At 71.3% G+C, this 24,087-nt stretch carries 20 protein-coding genes; 10 read left to right on the forward strand and 10 right to left on the reverse strand.

From position 1 onward, the window contains the following. Positions 1–5: 5 nt before the first annotated feature. Positions 6–1,052 (reverse strand): alpha/beta fold hydrolase, encoded by a 1,047-nt coding sequence (locus tag ACQPZQ_RS19465; RefSeq protein ID WP_433297787.1) that lies wholly within the window; start codon positions 1,050–1,052, stop codon positions 6–8. A 231-nt stretch (positions 1,053–1,283) separates the two neighbouring features. Between ACQPZQ_RS19465 and mmuM the strand changes: the two genes are divergently transcribed. Then, positions 1,284–2,177, forward strand: a complete 894-nt coding sequence (gene mmuM, locus ACQPZQ_RS19470; protein WP_433297789.1) for a homocysteine S-methyltransferase — start codon at positions 1,284–1,286, stop codon at positions 2,175–2,177. Positions 2,178–2,432: 255 nt separating this feature from the next. Then, on the forward strand, positions 2,433–2,993 hold the full coding sequence (locus ACQPZQ_RS19475) for a manganese efflux pump MntP (protein ID WP_433297792.1): 561 nt from the start codon (positions 2,433–2,435) through the stop codon (positions 2,991–2,993). 18 nt (positions 2,994–3,011) lie between these two features. On the opposite strand, the gene ACQPZQ_RS19480 is transcribed toward ACQPZQ_RS19475, so the two are convergent. Continuing rightward, positions 3,012–4,406 carry a LytTR family transcriptional regulator DNA-binding domain-containing protein gene (locus tag ACQPZQ_RS19480; RefSeq protein ID WP_433297795.1) on the reverse strand — a complete coding sequence of 465 codons (1,395 nt, stop codon included), beginning with the start codon at positions 4,404–4,406 and terminating at the stop codon, positions 3,012–3,014. Between the two features lie 433 nt (positions 4,407–4,839). On the opposite strand from ACQPZQ_RS19480, the gene ACQPZQ_RS19485 reads away from it, so the two are divergent. The 4 genes from ACQPZQ_RS19485 to ACQPZQ_RS19500 all read left to right on the forward strand — a co-directional run bounded on the left by ACQPZQ_RS19485 (position 4,840) and on the right by ACQPZQ_RS19500 (position 9,385). Next, positions 4,840–6,885, forward strand: coding sequence for a hydantoinase/oxoprolinase family protein (locus tag ACQPZQ_RS19485; RefSeq protein WP_433297797.1), 2,046 nt, complete (start codon positions 4,840–4,842; stop codon positions 6,883–6,885). Next, the gene (locus ACQPZQ_RS19490) at positions 6,882–8,570 is read left to right on the forward strand and encodes a hydantoinase B/oxoprolinase family protein (RefSeq protein ID WP_433297799.1); all 1,689 of its coding nucleotides are present in this window, start codon (positions 6,882–6,884) and stop codon (positions 8,568–8,570) included. The genes ACQPZQ_RS19485 and ACQPZQ_RS19490 overlap by 4 nt, the downstream gene beginning before the upstream one ends. Positions 8,571–8,703: 133 nt before the next feature. After that, on the forward strand, positions 8,704–9,060 hold the full coding sequence (locus tag ACQPZQ_RS19495) for a type II toxin-antitoxin system RelE/ParE family toxin (protein WP_433297801.1): 357 nt from the start codon (positions 8,704–8,706) through the stop codon (positions 9,058–9,060). Between the two features lie 73 nt (positions 9,061–9,133). Beyond that, positions 9,134–9,385, forward strand: coding sequence for a helix-turn-helix domain-containing protein (locus ACQPZQ_RS19500; protein WP_433297804.1), 252 nt, complete (start codon positions 9,134–9,136; stop codon positions 9,383–9,385). Between the two features lie 48 nt (positions 9,386–9,433). Here ACQPZQ_RS19500 and ACQPZQ_RS19505 read toward each other — a convergent pair whose 3' ends face one another. From ACQPZQ_RS19505 to ACQPZQ_RS19535, 7 genes are read right to left on the reverse strand one after another with little or no spacing between them, the layout of a single operon-like run. Beyond that, positions 9,434–11,059 (reverse strand): PucR family transcriptional regulator, encoded by a 1,626-nt coding sequence (locus ACQPZQ_RS19505; RefSeq protein WP_433297806.1) that lies wholly within the window; start codon positions 11,057–11,059, stop codon positions 9,434–9,436. Continuing rightward, positions 11,056–12,159 carry an S-methyl thiohydantoin desulfurase domain-containing protein gene (locus ACQPZQ_RS19510; protein WP_433297808.1) on the reverse strand — a complete coding sequence of 368 codons (1,104 nt, stop codon included), beginning with the start codon at positions 12,157–12,159 and terminating at the stop codon, positions 11,056–11,058. The genes ACQPZQ_RS19505 and ACQPZQ_RS19510 overlap by 4 nt, the downstream gene beginning before the upstream one ends. Then, positions 12,156–13,454: a hydantoinase/oxoprolinase N-terminal domain-containing protein gene (locus ACQPZQ_RS19515; protein WP_433297811.1), complete on the reverse strand. Its 1,299-nt coding sequence runs from the start codon at positions 13,452–13,454 to the stop codon at positions 12,156–12,158. The genes ACQPZQ_RS19510 and ACQPZQ_RS19515 overlap by 4 nt, the downstream gene beginning before the upstream one ends. A gap of 19 nt (positions 13,455–13,473) precedes the next feature. Continuing rightward, positions 13,474–14,463: an ABC transporter permease gene (locus ACQPZQ_RS19520; RefSeq protein WP_433297813.1), complete on the reverse strand. Its 990-nt coding sequence runs from the start codon at positions 14,461–14,463 to the stop codon at positions 13,474–13,476. A 37-nt stretch (positions 14,464–14,500) separates the two neighbouring features. Beyond that, positions 14,501–16,033, reverse strand: coding sequence for a sugar ABC transporter ATP-binding protein (locus ACQPZQ_RS19525; RefSeq protein WP_433297815.1), 1,533 nt, complete (start codon positions 16,031–16,033; stop codon positions 14,501–14,503). Positions 16,034–16,042: 9 nt separating this feature from the next. Continuing rightward, the gene (locus tag ACQPZQ_RS19530; RefSeq protein WP_433297817.1) at positions 16,043–17,059 is read right to left on the reverse strand and encodes a sugar ABC transporter substrate-binding protein; all 1,017 of its coding nucleotides are present in this window, start codon (positions 17,057–17,059) and stop codon (positions 16,043–16,045) included. Next, positions 17,059–17,385, reverse strand: a complete 327-nt coding sequence (locus tag ACQPZQ_RS19535; protein WP_433297820.1) for a putative quinol monooxygenase — start codon at positions 17,383–17,385, stop codon at positions 17,059–17,061. The genes ACQPZQ_RS19530 and ACQPZQ_RS19535 overlap by 1 nt, the downstream gene beginning before the upstream one ends. A 182-nt stretch (positions 17,386–17,567) precedes the next feature. On the opposite strand from ACQPZQ_RS19535, the gene ACQPZQ_RS19540 reads away from it, so the two are divergent. The 4 genes from ACQPZQ_RS19540 (at position 17,568) to ACQPZQ_RS19555 (ending at position 23,417) form a co-directional block, all read left to right on the forward strand. Then, a complete protein-coding gene (locus tag ACQPZQ_RS19540; RefSeq protein WP_433297822.1) occupies positions 17,568–19,610 on the forward strand; it encodes a hydantoinase/oxoprolinase family protein in 2,043 nt (680 codons plus the stop codon). Further along, on the forward strand, positions 19,607–21,328 hold the full coding sequence (locus ACQPZQ_RS19545; RefSeq protein WP_433297824.1) for a hydantoinase B/oxoprolinase family protein: 1,722 nt from the start codon (positions 19,607–19,609) through the stop codon (positions 21,326–21,328). Before ACQPZQ_RS19540 ends, ACQPZQ_RS19545 begins: the two co-directional genes overlap by 4 nt. A 144-nt stretch (positions 21,329–21,472) precedes the next feature. Further along, positions 21,473–22,720: an amidohydrolase family protein gene (locus tag ACQPZQ_RS19550; RefSeq protein ID WP_433297826.1), complete on the forward strand. Its 1,248-nt coding sequence runs from the start codon at positions 21,473–21,475 to the stop codon at positions 22,718–22,720. A 55-nt stretch (positions 22,721–22,775) separates the two neighbouring features. Continuing rightward, on the forward strand, positions 22,776–23,417 hold the full coding sequence (locus ACQPZQ_RS19555; RefSeq protein WP_433297829.1) for a LysE family translocator: 642 nt from the start codon (positions 22,776–22,778) through the stop codon (positions 23,415–23,417). Here the strand turns inward: ACQPZQ_RS19555 and ACQPZQ_RS19560 are convergent. After that, a complete protein-coding gene (locus ACQPZQ_RS19560; RefSeq protein ID WP_433297830.1) occupies positions 23,401–24,024 on the reverse strand; it encodes a helix-turn-helix domain-containing protein in 624 nt (207 codons plus the stop codon). The two genes, ACQPZQ_RS19555 and ACQPZQ_RS19560, sit on opposite strands and share 17 nt — an antisense overlap. Positions 24,025–24,087: the final 63 nt, after the last annotated feature.

The raw sequence follows: 24,087 nt of genomic DNA on the forward strand, positions 1-24,087 counted from the left end.
GCCGGTCAGCCGACCTCCTCCTTCAGCAGGTCGGCGATGCACGCGTCGATCTGCTCACGGTCGGCGGTCGTCATGCAGAACATCGCGAAGTGGGCCCACAGACTGTCGACGACCCGGAACTCGCTGTTCGGGATGAGCCGCTGCTCGGCCTCGCAGTCGGCCGGCGGGAAGAACATGTCGCGAGAGAACGGCACGACGTAGGTCTTCGCCGTGATCCGCCCGAGCGCGGCGGCGAGATCCCCGCCGGTGTGGCGGCTGACGTCACCGTGGCGCCACTTCCAGCCCATCCAGATCAGGTTGTTCGGATCCATCGGGGCGAAGTAGGCCTCCCAGAACCGCTTGAGGAAGTCCTCGAGCGACGTGAACCCGACGCTGCGCCAGGCTTCCGAGTTGTAGAACTCCGGGCACAGCCCCATCACCGACCAGATCTGAGCGTGCCGACGGAGCCCGACGTGCACGTCGCTCTGATCGGCGTAGAAGCCGTTGTTCCACGCGGGATCGGACTTCAGCGCATCTTCGTGCGAGCAGACGAAGAGGTAGTCGTGGGGAGTGGTCTTCGCTGTGCCTGCGAACGGCAGCGCTCTCTTCACCATGTCCGGGAACCGGACGGCCCACTCGTAGGTCTGCTCGGCACCCATCGACCAGCCGAGCACCAGCTCCAGACGCTCGATTCCGAACTGCTCGGTCAGGAGTCGATGCTGGGCACGTACGTCGTCGCCGATGGTGACGTTCGGGAAGGCGCCGCCGTTGAACGGCGGTGGGGTGTTGCTGGGCGACGACGAGAACCCGTTCGCGAACTGGCCCGGCAGGACGATGAAGTACTTGCCCGGGTCGAGCGGCCGATCCCGGCCGATGACGATCTCCATCGCCTTGGGCGTGCCCGACCACATGTGGGGGAACAGGACGACGTTGTCCTTGGCCTCGTTCAGCTCGCCGTGGGTCTTGTAGGCGAGCCTGGCGCCGGGGAGGGTGATTCCGCTCTCCAGCTCGTAGTCGCCCAGCTCGAAGTACTGGTGCGGGCCGTGAGTCTCCTCGGAGTAGTAGCTACCCATCTCGAATCCTCTCCTCCGGTCGCGGTAGTGGTGTCGGCGTCTCCGCGCGCTGTGAGGGTGAGACGCACGACGCGCCGGTTCCGGCGGGGCTGACGGCCGCTGTGAGCGCGCCGCGGCGACTCAGGTCGTCCCATCGTGCTCGCGTGGAGGCGAGGGTCAATCGGCCATGTGGCCGTGGGGCAGCCGCACGCAGCCCGGTGACCTGCACGATCGCGTCAGTAGGGTGGACCGGTGGGCTTTCCCGGGCCGGAGGGCACCGTCCTGATCGGGGACGGTGGCCTGGCGACCGCACTCGAAGCGCGCGGCCACGATCTGTCGAGCGCGTTGTGGTCGGCGCGGCTGCTGGTCGACTCCCCGGAGGAGATCACCGCGGTTCACCGTGCGTTCTTCCGTGCCGGTGCCGACATCGCCACCACGGCGACCTATCAGGCGTCCTTCGACGGCTTCGCCGAGTACGGCCTCGACAGGACCGCAGCTGCGCGCATGCTGCGGCGCGGTGTGGAACTGGCTCAGGCGGCCCGCGCGGAGTTGGCGGCCGACGGGCGCCGCCGGTGGGTCGCGGCTTCGGCCGGCCCGTACGGTGCGGCCCTTGCGGACGGATCCGAGTACCGCGGTCGCTACGGACTGAGTGCGGCCGAGCTGCGGGCGTGGCACCGGCCCCGCCTGGAGGTGCTCGCCGAGGCCGGCCCGGACGTGCTGGCCCTGGAGACCGTGCCGGACGTCGACGAGGCCGAGGCGCTGGTGGCCGCCGTCGCCGGGCTCGGTGTCCCGGCGTGGCTGACATACAGCATCGACGGCGACCGGACGCGTGCCGGGCAGCCGCTGGCCGAGGCATTCGCGGTTCTCGTCGGCGTGCCGGAGATCGTGGCGGTCGGCGTCAACTGTTGTGCGCCGAGCGACGTGCCGGCGGCGATCGCGATCGCCCGCGAGGTCACCGGGAAGCCCGTGATCGTCTACCCGAACAGCGGCGAGGGCTGGGACGTCCGGCGTGGGGAATGGACGGGGCAGGCGCGATTCTCCGGGCAGGACGCCCGGCAGTGGATCGCGCAGGGGGCTCGTGTCGTCGGCGGGTGCTGCCGCGTGGGGCCCGCCGACATCGCCGCGCTCGTCGACGCTCGAGACTGACCACCGCGGCCGGGCGCGTGGCCGCGAGCCGTTCACTGCCCGGTGAGGCGAAGTCAGGATCAGCCTCGAGATTCAGACGATAACGATTCGGCTGATATGTGCGATTTGGTTCCGGTGTCGCCGAAAGGCGATGCGTCGGGGTGGAAAATCGAGTGCTGTTGGACTCGAACAAAGATTGAATGCCGCGGGGTATAGAACTAGAGTGGGCGACATGAGAGAGCGACGCTGTTGTCGTGGTGCCTGTCATGTGGGTCGGTGGCTGAAATCCGCAGCCGCATGATCGTCGAACTCCTCGTTCTCGGGTTCTTTCTCAGCTTGGACAATTTTCGGGTCGCGATCGCGCTCGGCACGGTTCCGTTCAGTGTTCGCCGATCCCTGCAGGTGGCCCTGGTGTTCGGGCTGTGGGACGGCGTGATGCCACTTGCGGGTCTGATGCTCGGCAACTACGTCGGCCAGACCACCGGCACCGTCGCCGAATATGTGGGGTCGGCCGCGCTGGGTGCCTATGGCTTGTACCTGCTCATCGGGGCGTTGCGAAAGCCGGAACCCGAGGAGATCGACCATCCGTGGGCACTGTTCGGCATTCCGCTGTCACTGAGCCTGGACAATCTTCTCGCCGGCGCAGGCTTGGGATTGCTCGGATTCGCTCCCTGGATCTCGGCAACGGTATTCGGGCTCACCACGGCGGTGATGTCGTTGGTCGGGCTGCACGTCGGGCGAGTAGCCGCTCGTCTCATCCGCATCCGCTCCGATCTGCTGAGCGGTGTGGCGCTCATCGTCGCAGCCGTTGTGCTCCCGATAGCGTTCGGGAACTAGCGGTCGGGCCGGCCCTGTTCAGATGCCCAACGCACGGCGCACGACCGGTACGTTTCGCCGGGAAACCGGCACCATGTCGTTCGTCGTGCCCTCCATGACCAGGTACATCTCACCTTTGTACGCGCGCTCGATCTCCCGGACGCGCCTGAGGTTGACCACGTAGCGACGGTGCACCCGCAGGAAGCCTGCATCGGCCAGTTCGCCGTCGAGCTTGTCCAGACCCTGCGAGGCCGCGCGGAGCCGCCCCTGGTCGGTGGACAGCCAGACGTCGTTGCCGTCCGACTCGGCGAAATGGACCTCCCGCAGGCGCAACAGCACCATCCTGTCGTCGCGCAGCGCGATCAACCGGCGTGGTTGCCCCGGGGAACCCTTCCGCCCCTCCATCGGAGGCAGCTGCGCCCCGTCCGAGCTGCCGAACGAGATCAGATGCCCGGCCAGACGACCGGCCAGGAACACGGGCCGGACGCTGATCGGTGTGGGTTCGTCGGTGAGGTGGGTGAAGATCTGTGTCGAGCCGACCCAGTCCGGATCCAGCGCAGCGTGCTTACTGGCATACCGGGCAACTCCGATCAGATCAGGTAGTGCGGAGTTCCAGCGCACGGCGGGATCGACCGCCGGGGTGTGGGCGGGAACGCTCATGTGCACGCTGGCCTGGTCGTCGGCGATCACGACCTTGCCGACGGTGTCCACCGCAGCCAGCGCTGCGCCGGAGGCTTCCCTGGCCTTGGAGAAGGCGGCGGCCAACTCGGTGCCCGTGTCACGGGCGCGCCTCCTCAACATGCTCTGTGTCCTGGTGACCGCCTGCGTGAGCCATCCGCCGGTTGCCTCGGGCAGGTGTGTGCGCCAGTTCGAGATGTTCAGCACCGCGATCGGTTCGCCGGTCACCACGTCACGCACCGCGATGCCCGCGCACACCCAGCTGTGGAACGCCTGGCACCAGTGCTCCGCGCCTCTGATCAGCACCGGGCCGCGCACCTCGAGGGCCGTGCCCATGCCGTTCGTGCCGACGGCACCCTCCGACCAGCAGGACCACGGCGCGAGGTTGGATTCGTGGGCCTTGGCGAGCGTGGTCTGGTCGCCCCAGGCCGCCAGGACCCGGCCAGTGGCGTCCGCGACGGTGACGATGCCGCTGAGGTTGTTCACCTCCGGTGCCAATGACGCCGCCATGCCTCCCAATTCGGTGAACACCACGTCGTGCTCGACCGTATGGTCGCTTCGTTCGACAGCAGCCGGTGCTGCGGTGAGGTGTGGGTCCACCCGGTATCGCTCCCGGCACCGGTGCCAGGAGATCGCCACCTCCGGGCGAACGCCCCGGACATGATCCTCGCCCTGCACGAACCGTTCCCATGCCGCGAGCACCGTGCCCCGGCCCGGGTTGCCGAGCGTGGCTTCGTGCGGGTGTACGTCCTTCACCGTGGAGAACCACCTTTGGTCCATCCCCACGCGGGACGGCATGCGCTCGGTCCGCCCTGGCGGCCGCTCCTCACAGCCGAGCAGGCAGCGGACTGGACACCGCGTCGCGCGTCTTGCTGCTCCGTCACGCCGCCACGGCCAGCACCACTGACGGCTTCCACTCACAATACGGATCTTCATTTGAGTCGATCAATGCTTCAGATATGACGAAACTGTGATGTCTCGCGGGTTCGCGGAGCCGATTTGCCGGAATTCGCAGTCGCACATGATCGTGAATTCCCTTTCGCGCCGCGCGTCACGATGGCTCCACCCCTGGTAGGCCCGCTGTCGTGCGCTCCGCACGCGCCTGCGTGCCCGGGCTATGCGCAGCGCACAGCCCACCGGCGGCGCCGCCACCTAGCTTCACGGGCGTCGGCCGTCGGAGGGAGATCTCATGGCTCGGTACCGCGTGGCGATGGACATCGGGGGCACGTTCACCGACGTCGTCACCTATGACGACGAGGCCGGGGCCTTCACCGCGAGCAAGGCCTCGACCACCCCGGAGGACCTGAGCGAGGGCGTGGTCTCCGGGCTGGCCGCGGTGGTCGACGCACCCGCTGACATCAGCTTCCTGGTGCACGGCACGACGCAGGGCCTCAACGCGTTCCTCGAACGCCGCGGAGTGCCGGTGCTCCTGCTGGCCACGGCGGGCGCCGAGGACAGCTACCACATCGCGCGCGGTCCCCGGACCCGCCTGTACGACCTGCACTACCGCAAGCCCGAGCCGCTCGTGCCGCGCCGGGACACCGTGGGCATCGGGGGGCGCCTCGCCGTCGACGGCACGGAACTGGAGCCGCTCGACGAGCAGGCCGTGCGGGACGCCGCGGTCGCGGCCAGGGAGCGGGGGCTCGGGGCGATCGCGATCGCCTTCTTGTTCAGCTACCAGAACCCCGCCCACGAGCTGCGAGCCCGCGAGATCGTGCTGGAGGAACTGGGCGAGGACTTCACCGTCTCGCTCTCGCACGAGGCGGCCAAGGAGTGGCGTGAGTACGAGCGGACGTCCTCGGCGGTCGTCGAGAGCTACACGGGCCCGATCGTCCGGCGCTACCTGAGCAATCTCGAGTCCCGGCTGCGGGAGCGCGGGCTCGGGGTTCCGCTGCACGTGATGCAGTCGTCCGGCGGGATCCTGACCGCCGACTCCGCCCGCCACCGGCCGCTGCAGACGCTGCTGTCCGGCCCCGTCGGCGGCGCGATCGCGTGCGCCGAACTCTCGCGAGCGGCTGCGCGGCCCAACCTGATCGGCATCGACATGGGCGGCACGTCCTTCGACGTCTCCCTGATCGTCGACGGCGAGCCGGACGTGTCGGCCGAGGCGCACCTCGAGGGCCTGCCGATGCTGATGAGCGTCGTGAACATCCACACCGTCGGCGCGGGTGGCGGCTCGGTGGCCTGGGTGGAGGCGGGTGGGCTGCGCGTCGGACCGCGCTCGGCGGGTGCCCGGCCCGGACCGGCCTGCTACGGGCGTGGCGGCACCGAACCCACCGTCACCGACGCCAACCTCGTGCTCGGGCGCATCGATCCCGACGGGTTCGCCGGCGGCTCGATGTCGCTCGACGTGGACCTGGCGGTGGCCGCCGTCGAGGGCCTGGGCGCGCAGTTCGGGCTGGACGCGGTGGCGATGGCCGAGGGCGTCTGCGACGTCGCCAACTCGAAGATGGCGCAGGCCATCCGGACGATCACGGTCTCGCGGGGTGTGGAGCCCCGCGACTCCAGCCTCGTCGCCTTCGGTGGGGCCGGCCCGATGCACGCGGTCTTCCTTGCGAGAGAGCTCGGTATCGCCGAGACGATCGTGCCGCGCTTTCCCGGCGCCTTCTCCGCGTGGGGGATGCTGCAGACCAGGATCCGCAAGGACCTGACCCAGCCGTACTTCTCCCTCGACGCCGATCTCGACGGCGCAGGCATGGCAGCCGTGCTCGCCGGCATCGAGCGGGACGCGCTCGCCACCCTCGGCGAGGAGGGTGTGCCGGAGCAGGACCGCGCGGTGTCCCACGCGGTCGACATCCGCTACGAGGCACAGGAGTACACGCTCACCGTGCCGCTCACCGACGCCGCGGAGCCGGCGGGGGCGGACTTCCTCGACGTGGTCGCACGCCGGTTCGCCGACATGCACAAGAGCCGGTACGGCCACGCGAACCTCGGTGCGCCGATCGAGTTCGTCACGCTGCGCACCACGGCGTTCGGGGACCTGGGCCGCCCCGAACCGCAGAAGTGGCCGCTCGCGCAGTCGCCGGAGTTCCCGCACGAGGTGCGACAGGTGATCTTCGACGGCGAAGCCCGTGACACGGTGGTGGTGCGCCGCGACGACCTTCTCACCGGTCACGGCCTCACCGGACCGGCGGTCGTCGTGGAGGACACGGCCACCACGGTCGTCCCGCCGGGATACGAGCTGACCGTCGACGAGCTCGGTTCGATGATCATCCGAGTGGAGGGCAAGGCATGACCAGCACGACCATCGGGGTGGACCCGGTCACCGTCGAGATCATCCGTAACGCGCTGAACTCCGCCGCGGAGGACATGAACGCCACCCTCATCCGCTCCGCCTACACCCCGATCATCTACGAGTGCGGCGACTGCGTGGTGGCGCTGCTGGACGCCGACCACCAGGTGCTCGGTCAGTCCGCAGGGCTGCCGATCTTCCTCGGCAACCTGGAGACCTGCACCAAGGCCACCGAGGAGACCTTCGGCCGGGACGTCTGGCAGCCCGGCGACGTGTGGATCCTCAACGACAGCTACCTCGGCGGCACCCACCTCAACGACGTCACGATCTTCGGCCCGGTGTTCGTCGGCACGGAGTTGGTGGGCTTCACCGCGTCGCGCGCCCACTGGGTGGACGTCGGCTCGAAGGACCCCGGCGGCTCGATGGACTCGGTGACGATCTTCCAGGAGGGGCTGCGGCTGGGTCCGCAGAAGCTCGTCTCCGGCGGAGCCGACGAGCGTGCGCTCATGGACACCATCGCCCGCAACGTGCGCTTCCCGTACCCGACCACCGGGGACATGCACGCGATGATCGCCTGCATCACGATGGGGGAGAAGCGCCTCCAGGAGATCGTGCAGCGCTTCGGGCTCGACACGCTCACGCAAGCGCGCGACGAGATCTTCCGGCAGACCGAGGCGCTGGAGCGTGCGACGATCGCCGCGATCCCCGACGGCGTCTACACCGCCGAGGGCGTGCTGGACAACGACGGCATCGTGCTCGACGCCCCGGTGCCGATCCGGCTGCGGATCACCGTGGCGGGCGACACCATCGACTTCGACGTCCGGGAGTCCGCCGACCAGACCACCGGGCCGGTGAACTGCGGCGTCGCCCAGGCCGTGTCGGCGCTGCGGGTCGGCTACAAGCTCCTCGTGAGCCCCGACCTGCCCGGCAACGGCGGCTCGTTCCGCACGATGACCACCCAGGTCCGGGAGGGCTCCGTCCTCGGCGCGCAGGCGCCCGCGGCGTGCCAGTGGTACTTCTCCCACCTCGGCCTGCTCATCGACATGGTCGCCAGGGCGCTGGCGCCCGCCGTGCCCGAGCGGGTGGCCGGAGCGAGCCACGGCGACTCGATGATCGTGCTGACCTCGGGACTCGACCCCCGCGTGGGCCGCGAGTTCGTCAACCTCGAGGCCACCGTCGGCGGCTGGGGCGCCTGGCAGGGCTCGGACGGGGAGAGCGCGCTGATCAACAACGTCAACGGCTCGCTGAAGGACATCCCGATCGAGGTGCTGGAGACGCGCTACCCGTTGCGCATCCGCGAGTACCGCATCCGCGCCGACTCCGGTGGGGCGGGCCGGTGGCGCGGTGGCAACGGCGTCATCCGCGAGTACGAGGCGCTGTGCGACTGCTCGATCTCGCTGTGGTTCGAGCGGTCGCGGCAGCCGGCGTGGGGCCTGTTCGGCGGCGAGGACGCCACCGGCCCGGAGGTGGTGATCAACCCCGGGCGCCCCGACGAGCGACGGATGCTCAAGGTCAACGGCGCCGCCCTGAAGAAGGGCGACGTGGTGCGGTGCGCCACCGGTGGCGGTGGCGGCTTCGGCGACCCGGTAGAACGCGCCGAGGCCGACGTCCGCGCGGACGTACTGGACCGCCACATCACGGAATCAACAGCGCTCCAACGCTACGGGGTGGGCCCGCACACGACCTGACCTCGCACTATGGACACGTAACGCTGTCAAGCGACTCGTTCGAACAGCGTTACGTGTCCATGACCCGCACTCGCCCGCCCATGGCGCTGGAACAGGCCACGACTTATAGTGGCTGTGGTCTATATTCCGGCCGGTGGGATGGGACGTCCGTGTGCTGGAGGAGGTGGAGTCGTGGTTGCTAGCGCTGGACGACGACTCGTACGACCAGGTCGCTGCGGCGATCGACAAACTCGCCCACAACGAACCAACGCTCGGCAGGCCGCTGGTCGACCGGATCACGGGGTCCGCGACGCACAATCTCAAGGAGCTGCGGCCAGGTTCGTCCGGGTGCAGCGAGGTGCGCATCCTGTTCGTGTTCGATCCGCTGCGCCGGGCGGTGCTGCTGGTGGCCGGGGACAAGGCACGAGCCTGGCGATCGTGGTACGCCTCGGCGATTCCGCTCGCGGAGCGCCGGTATGACGAGTGGCGGCGAAGCGAAGGATGCGAGTGAGCCAGGGGAGGTGAGGTCGATGGCGAGGAGTTGGCACGAGATTCGCGCGGAGCGCCCACCGCGTGAGGATCGGGTGACCGAGCACCGGGCGCACATGGACGCGGAGGTCCGTGCCTACCGGCTGCGCGAGATCCGTGAACGTCAGGGCGTGACCCAGGTGGATCTGGCCGCGCGGATGCATGTCACGCAGCCCTCGATCTCCGCATTGGAACGCGGCGAGATCGAGCGCGCGGGCATCGCCACCATCCGTGCCTACGTCGAGGCGCTGGGAGGCCACCTCGACGTGGTGGCCGACTTCGGAGACCAGAAGATCGTCCTGGCCTGAGCATCCACTGTGGACACATGACGCTGTTTGGCGCCCGTTCGAACAGCGTTACGTGTCCATAGTGCGGGCGGGCGTCGTCCAGAGGGTCGCCAGGGCGTAGCAGAGCACGTGCATCGCCAGGCGTCGGTCCGGGTCGTCCACCACCAGGCCCAGCTCCCGGGCTCGGGCCACTCGCGCGAGGACTGTGTTGCGGTGCACTCCCAGCCTCGTGGAAGCCTGGCTGAGTGAGCCGCCGCAGTCCAGCACCGTGAGCACGGTGTCGACCAGCGAGACGCGGTCGCGGGCGGCCATGAGGTCGGGGAGGGAGAGTTCGGCCACCCCGGCGATCTGGCCGCGCGGCAGCCAGGCCAGTGTGGCGCGGGCTCCCACCTCGTCGAACCATTGCACCGTCCCTGGTCCGCCGTCGCGGGCGACGTGGGCGGCCAGCCGGGCTTCCTCGACCGAGTGCATCAGGCCGGGGATGCCGGCGTGCGCGCCGCCGATGCCGAGCACCAGGCCGTGGCGGCGGGCCACTCGCCCGACCGCGCCGATCACCTTCCGCATCGCCGCTGCGTCGTCGGTGTCGGTGTCGTCGACGTGATCCCCGTCGGGGTCGTCGCCGGTCGGGGCCTCGGCCGAGATGTTCTGCCACGAGACCCAGCCGTCGGCGTCGGCGATGATCGGCCAGTCCGGCCGCTCGCGCTGCCACGCCGAGCGCACCAGCTCCGTCAGCTCCGGGGCGGGTTCGGTGTCGGCGCCGTGTGCCGCGCCGATCCACACCGCGCGGTTGGTGCCTGTGACGCGCCAGCCGAGGTCGCTCGCCCAGGACGGCGCCGCGACATCGGGCGATTCCACGCGGGAACGCGGAAGTGCATCGCTGTCCGGGTCGCCTGCGAGCCTGCGGAGCAGCTGGAACGCGGCTCGCTCCTGGACGGCCTGCGTGGACGTCTGCAAGCGGGCTTGCGCCCACGCCGCCAGCAGGGGCAGCCGGGCGAGACCCAGCAACGACTCGACGTGACCCGCGGCCGCCCGGGTGGCACCCGGCACGCTCGCCACCAGCTCGGCCCACGGGCGCCCGCCCGCTCCGTTGACCTCTATCCGCACCTGCCGGTGGTCGGGTCGCTCCTGCAGCGCGGCGGCGCGCCCCGCGGCGACGGAACTGCCGACGATCAGAGCGACGGGTGCGGGTGCCAGCTCGGCGTTCAGCACGCCGAGTACGCCGCGGATGCTCGTCTGGTCGGCGAGTCGCTCGGCGCACAGCGCCACGCGGAGGGCCCGCGCCGCCTCCGGTGCGCTCACCTGCCCGGCGAGCGCGAGCGATGTGTCGACCGGGTCAGCGTCGATCACCAGGAGCGCGATGCCCAGCCGCTGCGCGAGTATCACGCTGGAGGCGCTCATCGCCGGGCGCGGCACGACCACTGCGGCGGCGTTGCGCTCCCACGTGGCGTGCAGCCCGGCCGCGAGTGACCAGCCACCGGTCGCCGCCTCCGCGTGCAGCACGACCAGCGCGTGCGGCCCCGTCCGGCCCAGTCGCTCGAAGGTCTCGGCGAGCACGACCTGGTGCACGAGCCGTCCCGGATCGGGGACGTGTACGGCGTCAGCGCTCGCCAGCGGTTCGACCCGCAGGAGCTCTGCCAGCTCCAGCGGGGCGGTGGCGGATCGCCGCGGTGGGGGGTGACGCACGGTCCCGGTCACCGGCGCCTCGGATGGTCCAGTGGGATTCCGTGCGAGCCGGGGCCGACCATGGCGAGGCCGTCGGCGGAGTACCAGACCGCGTCGGCAGGCATCACCAGCACGTCGACGAGTGCGCCCGGTTCCAGGCTGTCGAGGGTGGCGAGCTCGCCGCGCAGGACGTCGATCAGGCAGATCAGGTCCGGCGCCGCTGCGGCCAGCGCGCCGTCGGCGAAGACGGCGACGATCTCGCTGCGCAGCTCCAGGCGCAGCAACCTGCCGTGGCCGCCGACCTCGTCGATCACGACGCTCGACGGGTGCGCGGGGATCGTCACGTCGCTGGGGCGGCTGAGGTGCTCCAGCTCGACGATCCGGCCGCGGCCGATGCGACGGCAACCCGCCACGGCGGCGAGCCTGCCGATCAGCACCTCGGTGTCGCCGGACTCGAGAAGCAGCCTGCCCACGTTGATGAGTCGCGACACCGTGCCCGGCAGCGCGGCTGTGCGCAGCTGTCCGGCTGTGCAGGGGTAGGCGGCGAGAGCGGCCCAGCCGCCGAGGCTGTCGATGCCCCCGCGCAGCAGCGTGTCGGCGCGGGCCGCGGCGTGCACACTCAGCGCGATCGACTCCCCGGTGGCGCCGCGGGCGACGAGCGGGCCGATCGGGAGCCCGGCGAGGTGCATCGACGTGTGGTGGATCAGCGCGAAGGTGCGGCCCATCCCGTCGGCGTCCAGCAAGGGCACCTCCAGCTGCGCGGCGGCGACCAGCGGGACCAGCGCGCTGACGGTGGCCGCGGCAAGGGGGTAAACCACACCGGCCCGCCGGCGCGTGAGGTGCTCGACCTCCCGCACCGCGAGGGCGAACTCGTCGCCCGCCGGGGGCAGGTCGGCCAGCGCGGCGCCGGAGCCGATGGCGCACAACGCGACGGCGCGCGTCTGCGGGGCCACGGCGTCCGGCCGGACGAGGACGACAGGCCCGTTGCGGCGCAGCAGCTCGGTGGTCCACGACACCATCGAGATCCATCCCGCGTCACCGACGGCGGGGGAGTAGAACTTGGCGCCTTCGACGAGCGCGGGCACGTCGTCGGCCGTCACCGAGCTCGCGGCCCCCACATACCTGCTGGTCATCCCGTCACCGGGGACAGCTCAGCCGATCGGCCCGGGCTCTGCGTCCCGTCCGGTGCACCCGCGACACGCACGCGGATCCGCACCGTGCCCGACGGGCTGTAGGGCACGGCGACCGTCGACACCTCGACGATGTCGGACGTGCCGGGCGCTGCGCCGTTGGCGGTGGCGATGGCCGTGGCACGGGCCTCGGCGTCGCGCCGGACGCCGTCGAGCCGCGCGGTGGACTCGATGAACGCGATCTCGTCGAGCCACGCCGTCGGACGGCTCACGGCGGCGCCGATGCAGGCCAGCTCGTCGGGGTCGCCGTCGGCCACGACGAGCGGAACGTCGCCCGCCGGTCCCGCCCCCGGATCCGGCCCGGCGCGCGCGAGCGTCGCGGTCGGGACGACGAGGGCGGTGTCGAGCTCGCGGAGGACCTGTGGCCGCACTGCGACCAGGCCGCGCCGGACGTCGCCGACGACGGGATGCGGCGTGCGGCGGAGCAGGACCCGGCAGTCCCCGCCTGCCACCTCGGCCGCACCGCGCAGTTGGAGCGCGTCGGTGGCGCCGAGGCCGAGTACGGGCAGCACCCGCAGGCGGGATGCGCTGTTCCATCCGCCGTCGCCGCGCGCGATGTGCAGTGGCACGCCGGGCATCGCGCGCTGTGCGGCCCGCTCGCAGCAGTCCAGGACGTCCTGCGCCGCCGCCGCGAGCGCCGCGTTCAGCACGACCGTGGCCTCGCGTGCCGCCAGACCCTGCCCGCCGAACTCGTGTGCAGCGGAGATCCGCGCGTCCGGTACCGCGGCCTGCACGGCGTCGGCGACCTCGCGCTCGTGGCGCGGCTGGGTGCCAGCCCCCGCGGCGACCACTGCCACACAGCGGGTCGGGTACGCCGCGATCTCCCGGCAGACCGCACCCAACGCCTCGCGGTCGAGGGGGCGCAGCTCGTGGCCGAACAGGTCGTGGCCGCCGGGAACGGTGAACCGCTGGGTGATGAGCCGTTCGATGACGTCGTCCGGGTGCCGGCCGAGAGCGGGGTCGGACGCGGCTCGGGGTACGACGCGGATCATCGCCACGGCCGACAGCTCCGCAGGCTGCCGCAGGATCCGCTCGAGCAGCAGCCGGCCGATGTCGACGACGACGCCCGCCACGGGGAGCCGCAACTCGGAGGCGATGCGGGCGAACAGCTCGGCGGGGTCGGGACCGGCCACCGAGTGGGACGTGATCACGCTGCGGTTCTGGATCACGACAGCGTGCGAGCGTGCCGGGCCGAGGCTCACGCCGACCAGTGCGGGTGGAGCAGCCCGGCCAGGCATCTCTGAACACTACCTCCGGCTATCGACCACGTTTGCGCAGGTAGCGGTCCACGGCAACGGCCACGAGGATCAGGCAGCCCTGCACGACCTGCTGGTAGATGGTGTCCCAGCCGAGCAGGTTGAACCCGTTGCCGATCAGCGTGAGCAGCAGCGCCCCGACCACACCGCGCCAGATCGCGCCCTCGCCGCCGAGGATGCTCGTGCCGCCGATGACGGCCGCCGCGATCGCCGTGAGCTCCATGCCGGTGGCCATGCTCGACTGGGCGGAGCCCGCCCGGGAGGCGAGGATCAAGCCCGCGAGCGCCGAGCAGATGCCGCTGACGACGTAGACCGCGACGTGGATCTGTCCGACGCGGATGCCGGACAGCCGCGCGGCCTCCACGTTGCCGCCCACGGCGTACACCCGGCGCCCGAACGTCGTGGCGGCGATCAGGACTCCGATGCCGGCCACGACCACGACGAAGACGATCGTGGCGGACGTCAGGCCGAACACCGACGGCAAGGTGAGCATGCCGAAGTCCTCGGCCTGCTCCGGCAGGGGGTAGATGATCGAACCGGCGGTCACGACGACCGCCAGCCCGCGGTAGATGATGCTGGTGGCGAGCGTCGCGATGAACGAGTTGACGCCGCTGCGCACGACGATCGTGCCGGTGATCAGGCCGAGCAGGGCGCCCGCCACCACGGCTGCGGCGAAGCCGCCCAGCACGCCCACGGTGCGCACCAGTTGCACACCGACGATCGCCGAGAGCGCCAGCGTGGCGCTCGCGGTGAGGTCGAAGACGCCGCTGATGATGCACACGGTGGCGCCTGTGGCGAGCAGCCCGACCACGGCGCACTGGTCGAGCAGGTTCACGAGGTTCCCGGTGCTCAGGAACGTGTCGGTGGAGAGCGACAGCGCGATGACGATCGCGACGAGCGCGACGACGATCCCGTAGTCGCGCACCCGCGCTCCGCGCGAGATCGTCGGCGCCGGGGTGCGTCGATGCGCGGTGGGGGTGTCGAGGGCCATGGCATTCCTCCTTTCTGTCGGGTGCGTGCGGAGTGGTTCAGGCGTGTCCGAACGCGGCCGCCATGACGTCCTCCCGTGGAGCGCCCCGCGGGAACTCGCCGACCACGCGCCCCTGCCGCAGCACCAGCACCCGGTGGGAGAGCCCGAGCACCTCCTCGATCTCGGAGGACACGACCACGACCGCCATCCCGTTCCTGGCCAGCTCGACGACCAGGCGGTGGATCTGGGTCTTGGCGGCGACGTCGACGCCGCGGGTGGGCTCGTCGATCAAGAGCACGCGGGGCTCACGGAGCAGCCACTTGGCGAACAGGGCCTTCTGCTGGTTGCCGCCGGAGAGCGTCTCGACCGCGGCAGCGGGCTGCGCGGCGCGGATGTCGACCGTGCGGGACACATCGTCGACGGACGTCCGCTCCGCAGCGGGCCGTACGAACGGCCCGTACCGGCGCCCGGCGAGCGAGGCCAGCGCGACGTTCTCGCGCACCGAGCGCACCATGACCAGCCCCTCCTCCTTGCGCGACTCCGGGACCAGCGCGATGCCCGCGGCCATCGCCTTGCGCGGGGTGAGCCGCGTGAGCGTCTCGCCGTCGAGCTCCACGACACCGTCGGCCGCCCGGTCGGCGCCGAAGAGGAGCCGCAGCGTCTCGCTGCGGCCACTGCCCACGAGCCCCGCGATGCCGACGATCTCCCCGGCCCGCACGCTGAGGTCGACGCCGTCGACGAGTCCCCGCCGCAGCCCGCGAGCGGCCAGCCGGACGGGCGCGTCCGGTGGGACCGGGGCCGGCTCGGCGTGGAGCACGTCGATCTCGCGCCCGACCATGTGGCGGACCAGCGTGGCGGGGGTGAGCTGCGCGGCGTCGTCGGTGATCACGAGTGCCCCGTCGCGCAGCACCGTGACCCGGTCGGCCACGGTGAGCACCTCGTCGAGGAAGTGGGACACGAGGATCACCGTGGTGCCGCCCGCGGCGAGCCTGCGGATCAGCCCGAGGAGGTTCTCCTTCTCGTGCTCGGTCAGGACGGCCGTCGGCTCGTCCATGGCCAGCACCGTGGCGCCGCGGGCGAGCGCGCGCAGGATCTCGACCTGCTGGCGCGTCCCCATCGGGAGCCGGTCGACACGGGCCTGCGGGTCGACCGCGAAGCCGGTGACGTCGATCAGCTCGTCGAACCGGGCGCGGTCCGCGCGGCGCCGCGCGAGGCCGAGCCGGTTCGACCAGCGCCCGAGGAACACGTTCTCGAGCACGGTCATCGCCGGTACCAGGGCGCCTTCCTGCGAGATGAGGCTGACGCCGTGGCGGATCGCGTCGCGCGGCCCGCTGATCGCGGCCTGCTCGCCGTCGAAGCTGAGCGTGCCGTGGTCTGCACGTACGGCGCCGCCGAGGATCTTGAGCAGCGTGCTCTTTCCCGCGCCGTTCTCGCCGACGAGGCTGTGGACCTCGCCTCGGCCGATGTCCAGGTCGACGTCCCGCAGGACCGACACCCCGCTGTAGTTCTTGCCGATCCCCCGCAGGGAGATGTTCGGGGCCGTGCCGGTGGACGCTGCGGTCGTGGATCCCGCGGTGGTGAGCGAGGCCATGGCTCCTCGTCAGTCCGAGTAGTCGGCCGTCTGCCCCTGCAGCGTCGCCTTCGTGCCCAGCGCCGCGTACGGGGTCAGGGACCGTGCGTCGGTTGCGGTCGGAACCTGCTGGCCCCTGGCCTTCGCGAGACCCAGCTCCGCGGCCTTGGCGCCCTCGGCCTTCTCCGGGATGACGTAGACGCCGTACCAGGCGCCCGAGTCCACCCCGTCGAACGCCTGCGTCGAGCCGCCGTTGCCGACGAACTTGATGTCCTTGCCGGCGGCGAGCGGTGCCGCGCCCTCGATCGCCTGCGACGACCCGATGACCACGTCGACATCGGGCTGGGCCTGCAGCACGTTCTGGAATGCCGCCCGGCCGGAGTCGGGGGTGTAGCCGCCGACCACGTTGGCCACCACCTGCGCGCCGCCCTTCTCCAGCGCCGCCACCGCCGCGTTGGTGCGGGCGGTGTCGAGCGGGTAGTTGGCGAAGCCCTGCAGGTAGGCCACCTTGCACGGCGTCGCGGCCGCCTCCTTGCACGCGCCGAGGCCGAGCGTCGCCAGGCCCTCGCCGTTGATCGTCGGGGCGTCCACGATGCTGACGGTGCCCGGGATCTGCGCCTCGGTGGTGTCGTAGCGCCCGCCGACGGGGGTGAACTCGATGACCACCGTGATGCCGGCCGCCACGGCCTGCTTCACCGCCGAGACGATCGCGGTGCCGTCGTTGGCCTGCACGATGACCACGTCGTAGCGCTTGGACGTGACGGCGTCCTGCAGCTGGTTGACCTGCGTCGGCCCGTCGAAGTTCGAGTCCAGGAAGGTGGCCGTGGCGTTGTTGGCCGCCGCGTACTCCTGGATACCGGCCCAGGTCGCCTGCGCGAAGGAGTTGGCCTTCGCGAAGCCGAAGAAGCCGATGCTGAGCTGCTTGTCCGCCGCTGCGGGTGGTGCCGCGGTGGTGGTGTCGGTGCTGGGCCTGCTGCACGAGAGGACCGACACGGACAGGGCGAGTGCGGCGCCGGCGAGCGCCAAGTGCCTGAGCGGGCGTCTCATCACTGCTCCTCGGGGGTGAGCGGGACGGGTTCGTACAGCCGGGCCACGACGGGAGAGCCGGGCGGGGCCTCGAGCAGCTCGGCGAGCTCGGCGCTGACGGCGGCGCGCCACGGGTCGGCGACCCAGCGGGCGTAGGCGTCGGCGTCGTCCCACTCGGCGACCACGAGGTGGGAGGCCGGACTGTCGTCGACCGAGCGCAGCAGCGCCGAGCTGCGGCACCCGGGGAAGCGCAGGGAGCGTTCGATGATCCTGCGGTCGCGGTAGAGCTCCTCGACGGCGCGGGCGGCGCCGGGTCGGGCCTGCAGAGCCAGGACACTGCGGATCATCCGTGGCCACCTCCACCGTTGGGTGTGATCGGGTGGAGGAATGCTGACGGTCATGGGGAGCGCGCCACTGTGCTGCGCGCACAGGGCCGGGCGCCGCGCCTGTGCACCGTCACACAGTCGTTCCTCGCCGGAAACTCCGATACTCCGCCTGCCCCGGATCCGGCGAGAGAGGCGAATCGACCATGAACGGAACCAGCCGCCTGGCGATCGACGTCGGCGGCACGTTCACCGACGTCGTGGAGCTGCGGGCCGGCAGGCTGCGGTTCGACAAGGTGCCGACGACCCCGCAGGCCCCGACGGAGGGCGTGCTGAACGCCGTCGACGTGGCGGAGGCGGGCGCGGCAGGCGTCACGATGTTCACCCACGGCACGACGCTGGGCCTGAACGCGCTGCTCACGCGCAGCGGCGCCCGCACCGCCGTGATCGGGACGGCGGGATTCCGGGACGTCTACCTGCTCGGGCGCACCGACCGTCGCACGAACTACGACATCACCTACCGCAAGCCCGCGCCGCTGCTGGAGCGCTACGACACGTTCGAGGTGGTGGAGCGCAGCCTCTACGACGGCTCGGTGCACGTCCCGCTCGACCTCGACGACGCCCGCCGGGTGGCGGCGACGATCGCCGAGCGCGGCTACGAGGCCGTGGCAGTCGCGTTCCTGCACGCCTACGCCAACCCGGCACACGAGTTGGCGATGCGCGACGTGCTGGCCGAGGTCACTCCGCGCGTTGCGGTGTCGCTGTCGCACGAGCTGTCGCGGGAGTACCGGGAGTACGAGCGGACGAGCACCGCGGTGCTCGACGCCTACGTGAAGCCGGTGGTCCGCAGCTACCTGCACGAGTTGGAGGGCAGCCTCACCCGTGACGGGTTCCGCGGCCGCTTCCTCATGACCCGTTCGGGCGGCGGCGCGATGACCGTCGGGCGGGCCCGGGAGCAGCCCGTGAGCCTGATCCTCTCCGGCCCGGCCGGCGGCGTGATCGGCGCGGCCGCGCTCGCCCGGATGCTGGGCGAGCCGAACCTGATCACGATCGACATGGGCGGCACCAGCCTGGATGCCTCCCTGGTCCTCGACGGCGAGCCGGTGCTGCACCAGGGCGCCGAGTTCGAGGAGCTGCCGATCAACACGCCCTCGCTCTACATCCACACGATCGGCGCGGGCGGCGGCTCGCTCGCCCGGCTCGACGAGGCCGGTGCGCTCCAGGTAGGGCCGCAGAGCGCGGGTGCGGTGCCCGGCCCCGCCGCCTACGGGCGCGGCGGCACCGAACCGACCTTCACCGACGCCGCGCTGGCGATCGGCTATCTCGGCACGGAGACGCCGCTGGGCGGCCGGCTGGTGCTCGACGCCGAGCGCGCCGATCAAGCGCTCGCCCCGATCGCGGCACGGCTGGGCATGACCGTGCCTGCGCTCGCCGGTGGGATCGTGCGGATCTCCACCACCAAGATCATGGGCGCCGTCCGGGCCATCACGGTGGAGGTGGGGCGCGACCCGAAGGACTTCGCGCTGCTCGCGTTCGGTGGGGGCGGCGGGCTGGTCGCGGTGGACGTGGCTGCCGAGCTGGGCGTGCCGACGGTCATCGTTCCGCCGGGGCAGGGTGCGTTCTCGGCGTTCGGGATGCTCATGGCCGACGTGCAGCACGACCTCGCCCGCACGCTCGTCGCGCCGCTCGCGGGCCTCGACCCGGCCCAGGTGGAGGCCGTCTACGCGGAGATGGCCGAGGAGGCGGACAAGGCGCTCGACGCCGAGGGCTTCGCGGCGCCGGACCGCCGGATCGCCCGCAGCCTGGACGTTCGGTACGCGGGCCAGGAGCACTCGGTGACGGTTCCGTGCCCGGCCCCGGACGCCGCGTTCGGCGCGACCGTGGAGGAGGTGTTCGCCCGGCTGCACGAGCGGCAGTACGGCCACACGATGACCGACCCGGTCGAGGTCACCATGCTGCGGCTGCGCGCGACCGGCGCGGTCGAGAAGCCGGAGCTGCCGCTGCTGCCGCGCCGGGAATCGGGCGGGCCGGAGCCCGACGGGAGCCGCCCGGTGTACCGGTCGGCGCAGGAGCCTGCCGTGCCGTACTCGCTGTACACGCGGGAGGCGCTGCTCGCCGGCGACGAGATCGCCGGGCCCGCGGTGATCGCGGAGCACACCGCGACAACCGTGATCCACACCGGCGACCACCTGCGCGTCGGCGCGCACGGCGAGCTCGTCGTCACCGTACGGGGAGGAACCGCCCGATGACCGGCACCGACTCGATCACCGTGGAGATCATCCGCCACGGCCTGCTGGCGGCTGCCGAGGAGATGGCCCGCAACCTGTGCCGCACGGCCTACAACACGGTCGTCTACGAGATCCACGACTACGGCATCGGCCTGCACGACGTCAGCGGCGACGTCGTGGCCGACGCCCCCGGCATCGCGATCTTCACTCGCGGCAACGACCACGGCATCAAGAAGGCCGTGGAGTTCCTCGGCGCCGACGCGATGGCCCCCGGCGACATGTTCGTGCTGAACTACCCGTACTGGTCCTCGGCGCACACCCTCGACCCGCTGGTGTTCGCCCCGATCCACGTCGACGGTGCGCTGGCAGGCTTCGCGTCCTGCCGCATCCACGTGCTCGACCTCAAGCAGAAGGATCCGGGCTACGTCCTCGACTCCACGGACATGCACCAGGAGGGCCTGTTCTTCCCCGCCACCCGGCTCTACGTCGCCGGGGTGCGCAACGACGAGGTCTTCAACATCATCCGGTTCAACAGCCGGATGCCCGAGCGCACGATCGGCGACCTGCAGGCGCAGGTGTCGGCCTGTCATACCGGGGTGCGCCGCGTGCAGGAGATCGCCGCGAAGTACGGCGCGGAGACGCTGGCCGGGGCGATGGCCGCGATCAACGACCACGGCGAGCGCCTCGCCCGGCTCGCACTGGCGAAGCTTCCGAAGGGCACCTGGAGTGCGCACGACTTCGTGGACTCCGACGGCGTCGACGTCGACCGGATGGTCCGGCTGCAGGTGGCCGTGACCGTCACGGACGAGGAGATGTTGATCGACTGGACGGGCAGCGACAGCGGTGTGCGCGGCCCGATCAACCTCCCGCTGGGCCAGACCGAGGCGCTATGCAGCCTCGTGTTCAAGGCGCTGACCACGCCCGACACCCCGGTGGTGGCGGGGAACTTCCGCCCGCTGCGCGTGGTCACCCAGCCGGGCTCGGTGATGCACGCCGTGCCGCCGATGCCGACATTCACGCTGTGGACCGGGCTGCTCGCCGGCGAGGTCGTGCTCAAGGCGCTCGCCGACGGCATGCCGGAGCGCGTGCCTGCCTGCTCGGGCGGGGATGTCTGCTCGATGATGGGGCTCGGCGTCGACCCCCGTACGGGCCAGGCGTGGCTGGAGGCCACGAACGAGGCCGTGGGCATGGGCGGCCACGCGGGTGGCGACGGCGCGGACGGCGTGATGCACCTGTCGGAGCCCGGGTGCCGCAACAACCCCGTCGAGGTGCTGGAGACGAAGGCGCCGATGTTCATCGAGTCCTACGGCTACCGGCCCGACACCGGCGGCGCCGGCCGCCACCGTGGCGGGGTCGGCGTGAGCCGCGCCTACCGCTTCGCCGCACCCTCCACGGGAATCTGCCTGGTCTACAAGACCCGGACGAAGCCGTGGCCGATCGGCGGGGGCAGCGCGGGAGAGAACAACAGGATCGTGCTCAACCCCGGCACCGATCTCGAGGTGGTGCAGGGCGGCAGCTACAACAGGCTCGACGCAGGGGAGGTGCTGGTGAACGACACCGGTGGCGGAGGCGGTTTCGGCGATCCGTTCACGCGGGAGCCCGAGAGCGTGGCCCGCGACGTGCGCAACGGCTTCGTGTCGGTGCAGGCGGCAGCCCGCGACTACGGCGTGGTGATCGATGCCGACACGTTCACGGTGGACGCAGCGGCCACGGCGCGGCGGCGGGAGCGTGCCGCATGAGCGAGCTTGCGAGCGAATCGTCGACACAGCGCCTTCGCGCAGCGCTGACCGAGCGCAGCGAGGGAGTGCGGTGAGCGAGCTTGCGAGCGAATCATGGACACAGCGCCTTCGCGCAGCGCTGACCGAGCGCAGCGAGGGAGTGCGATGAGCGAGCGTGCGAGCGAATCGTCGATACAGCAGGGATCGCTCTCGATCGTGAACGCGCGTGTCTTCGACGGCGTCTCCGACGAGCTGATCGACGGACCCGTGCATGTCGTCGACGGGCGGATCACGGAGGTGGGACCGGGCGCGAGCGCCACGGCGGACCGTGTGATCGACGCGCGCGGCGGCACGGTGCTGCCCGGCCTGATCGACGCGCACTTCCACGCGTACGGGATCGGGCTCGACCTGCTCGGCATCGAGTCGCGCTCGCTGAGCTACGTTGCGCTGGCGGGCGCACGGCGCCTGGCGAGGGCGCTGGCCCGCGGGTTCACGACCGTGCGGGACGTGGCGGGTGGCGACGCGGGTCTCGCGGCAGCGATCGACGAGGGGCTGCTCCCGTCGCCGCGCTACCTCTACACCGGGCCGGCGCTGAGCCAGACCGGCGGGCACGGCGATGCCCGCAGCGCCGACAGCGACATGTGCGGTTGCCACGCCCACATGAACGAGGTGGTCGACGGCGTGGACGCGCTCCGGCACGCGGTGCGCGACCGCTTCCGCCGCGGCGCACATGCCATCAAGATCATGGCCTCGGGAGGCGTCGTCTCGCTGACGGACCCGATCCGCATCCCTCAGTACTCCGCGGAGGAGATCAGCGCCGTCACCGAGGAGGCCGCCCGCCGCGGCAGCTACGTCGCCGCGCACGCGTACTCGCCGGAGGCGATCCGGCACGCGGTCGACAACGGCGTCCGCTCGGTCGAGCACGGCAACCTGCTCGACGCCGAGACCGCCGCCTCGATGGCCGCGCACGGGGCCTACCTGGTGCCCACGCTCATCACCTACGACGCGATGAACCGGCGCGGTGCGGAGGTGGGGCTGTCGGCAGTGGGGCAGGCGAAGAACCAGGAGGTGCTCGACTCCGGCCGCGCCGCCGTGGAGCTGGCCCGCGCCGCGGGCGTGCGGATCGGGTTCGGCACCGACCTGATGGGCGTGCTGGAGGACGAGCAGCTCGGCGGGCTCCGCATCCAGACCGAGGTGGAAGGGGTGGCGCGCGCTCTGCAGGCGGCCACCTCGGTGAATGCCGACCTGCTCGGGCGCCCCGATCTCGGCCGGGTCCAGGGCGGTTGCGTCGCCGACCTCCTCGTCGTGGACGGCGACCCGTTCGCCGACCCGTCGCTGCTGTGGGCTCCTGCCCGGCCGCCGTCGGTGATCACGGCCGGGGTGGTGGTCGGGGGCCCGGCGCATGAGTCCTGAATCGCTGCGTAGGACCTGATCACAGCGCGGACGAACATCCACATAGGGTCGCCGCGTGACGTTCCCAGAGGCCGTGCTCCAGTTCGCCCTCGTCGCGGGGCTCCTCACGATCATTCCGGGGCTGGACACGGCTCTCGTGCTGCGCAGCACGCTGGCGCGTTCCCGCGCATACGGGCTGGCCACCACCGCGGGAATCCAGGTCGGCACCCTGATCTGGGGCGTGGCGGCAGCGACGGGCGCTGCGGCGCTGCTCGCCGCGAGCCAGTCCGCCTACCGTGTCCTGACCATCCTCGGGGCCGCCTACATGGTCTGGATGGGCGCCTCGATGCTCTGGAAGACCTTCCGCCGCCAGGACGGCGCACCCGGTGTGGCCCCCGACGTCCCGTCGAGCCCGAAGCTGCACCGCGGGTTGACGCTGGGCCTGGCGACGAACCTGATGAACCCCAAGGTCGGGGTCTTCTACATCGCGATGATCCCCCAGTTCGTGCCCGACGGCGTCTCTCCACTGTGGATGGGACTGCTGTTGGCGGCTGTGCACTGCGCGATGGGCACCGCGTGGTCGTGCAGCCTCGTCCTGGGATCCGGGTTCTTCAAGGACCGACTGGCCGGGTCCGCCGCGGTGCGCTGGACAGACCGCATCACCGGAGGCGTCCTGATCGCCTTCGGCGCTCGCCTCGCCCTCACCCCACGGGCTTGACCACGGTGGGCTCGCTGCGTGGCACGGCGCACCCGGCGACGGTGGGCGGTCCGGCGTCGGCGGGGTACTCCAGGAGCAGCACCGAGGTGACGGGCCCGCCGAGGCTGCGGTAGATGTGCGGGCGGCCGGCGGGGAAGCACACGTAGTCGCCCTGACCGAGTTCGAAGGGGTTGTCCGGCGGGCCGACGAGCAGGTTGCCCCCGGTCACGATCACGTGCTCGCGACCGTGGTGGCCTGCCGACTGCTGGGTCTCCCCGGGCCGGACACGCTGGTCGTAGACCTCCACCACCTCGGCCGTGATGTCGAGCCTGCGCAGCATCCGCAGGTCCACAGCGTTGCTGCTGAGCACCTCCAGGTCCGCCGAGCGCACGAGCACCACGTCGGGGTCGGTGCGCTGGGAGAGCAGCGACGACACCGGAACCTGCAGCGCGCTCGACAGGCTGAACACCGTCTCGATCGTCGGGTTGCCCGCCCCCGACTCGAGCTGGGAGAGCGTGCCCTTCGCGATGTCGGACCGTCGTGCCAGCTCCGAGAGCGAGAGCCCCGACTCCTCCCGCAGCAACCGCAGGTTGGCCGCAAGCACCTCACCGGCTCGTTCCCGGGCCATGCGACCTCCTTCGTCGGGAGGAAACGCTACCCAGCCCGGGGTCCTTCTCCTGGCCGGCCCCTT

Source organism: Pseudonocardia sp. CA-142604 (genome assembly GCF_050948475.1).
GTDB classification, from domain to species: domain Bacteria; phylum Actinomycetota; class Actinomycetes; order Mycobacteriales; family Pseudonocardiaceae; genus Pseudonocardia; species Pseudonocardia alaniniphila.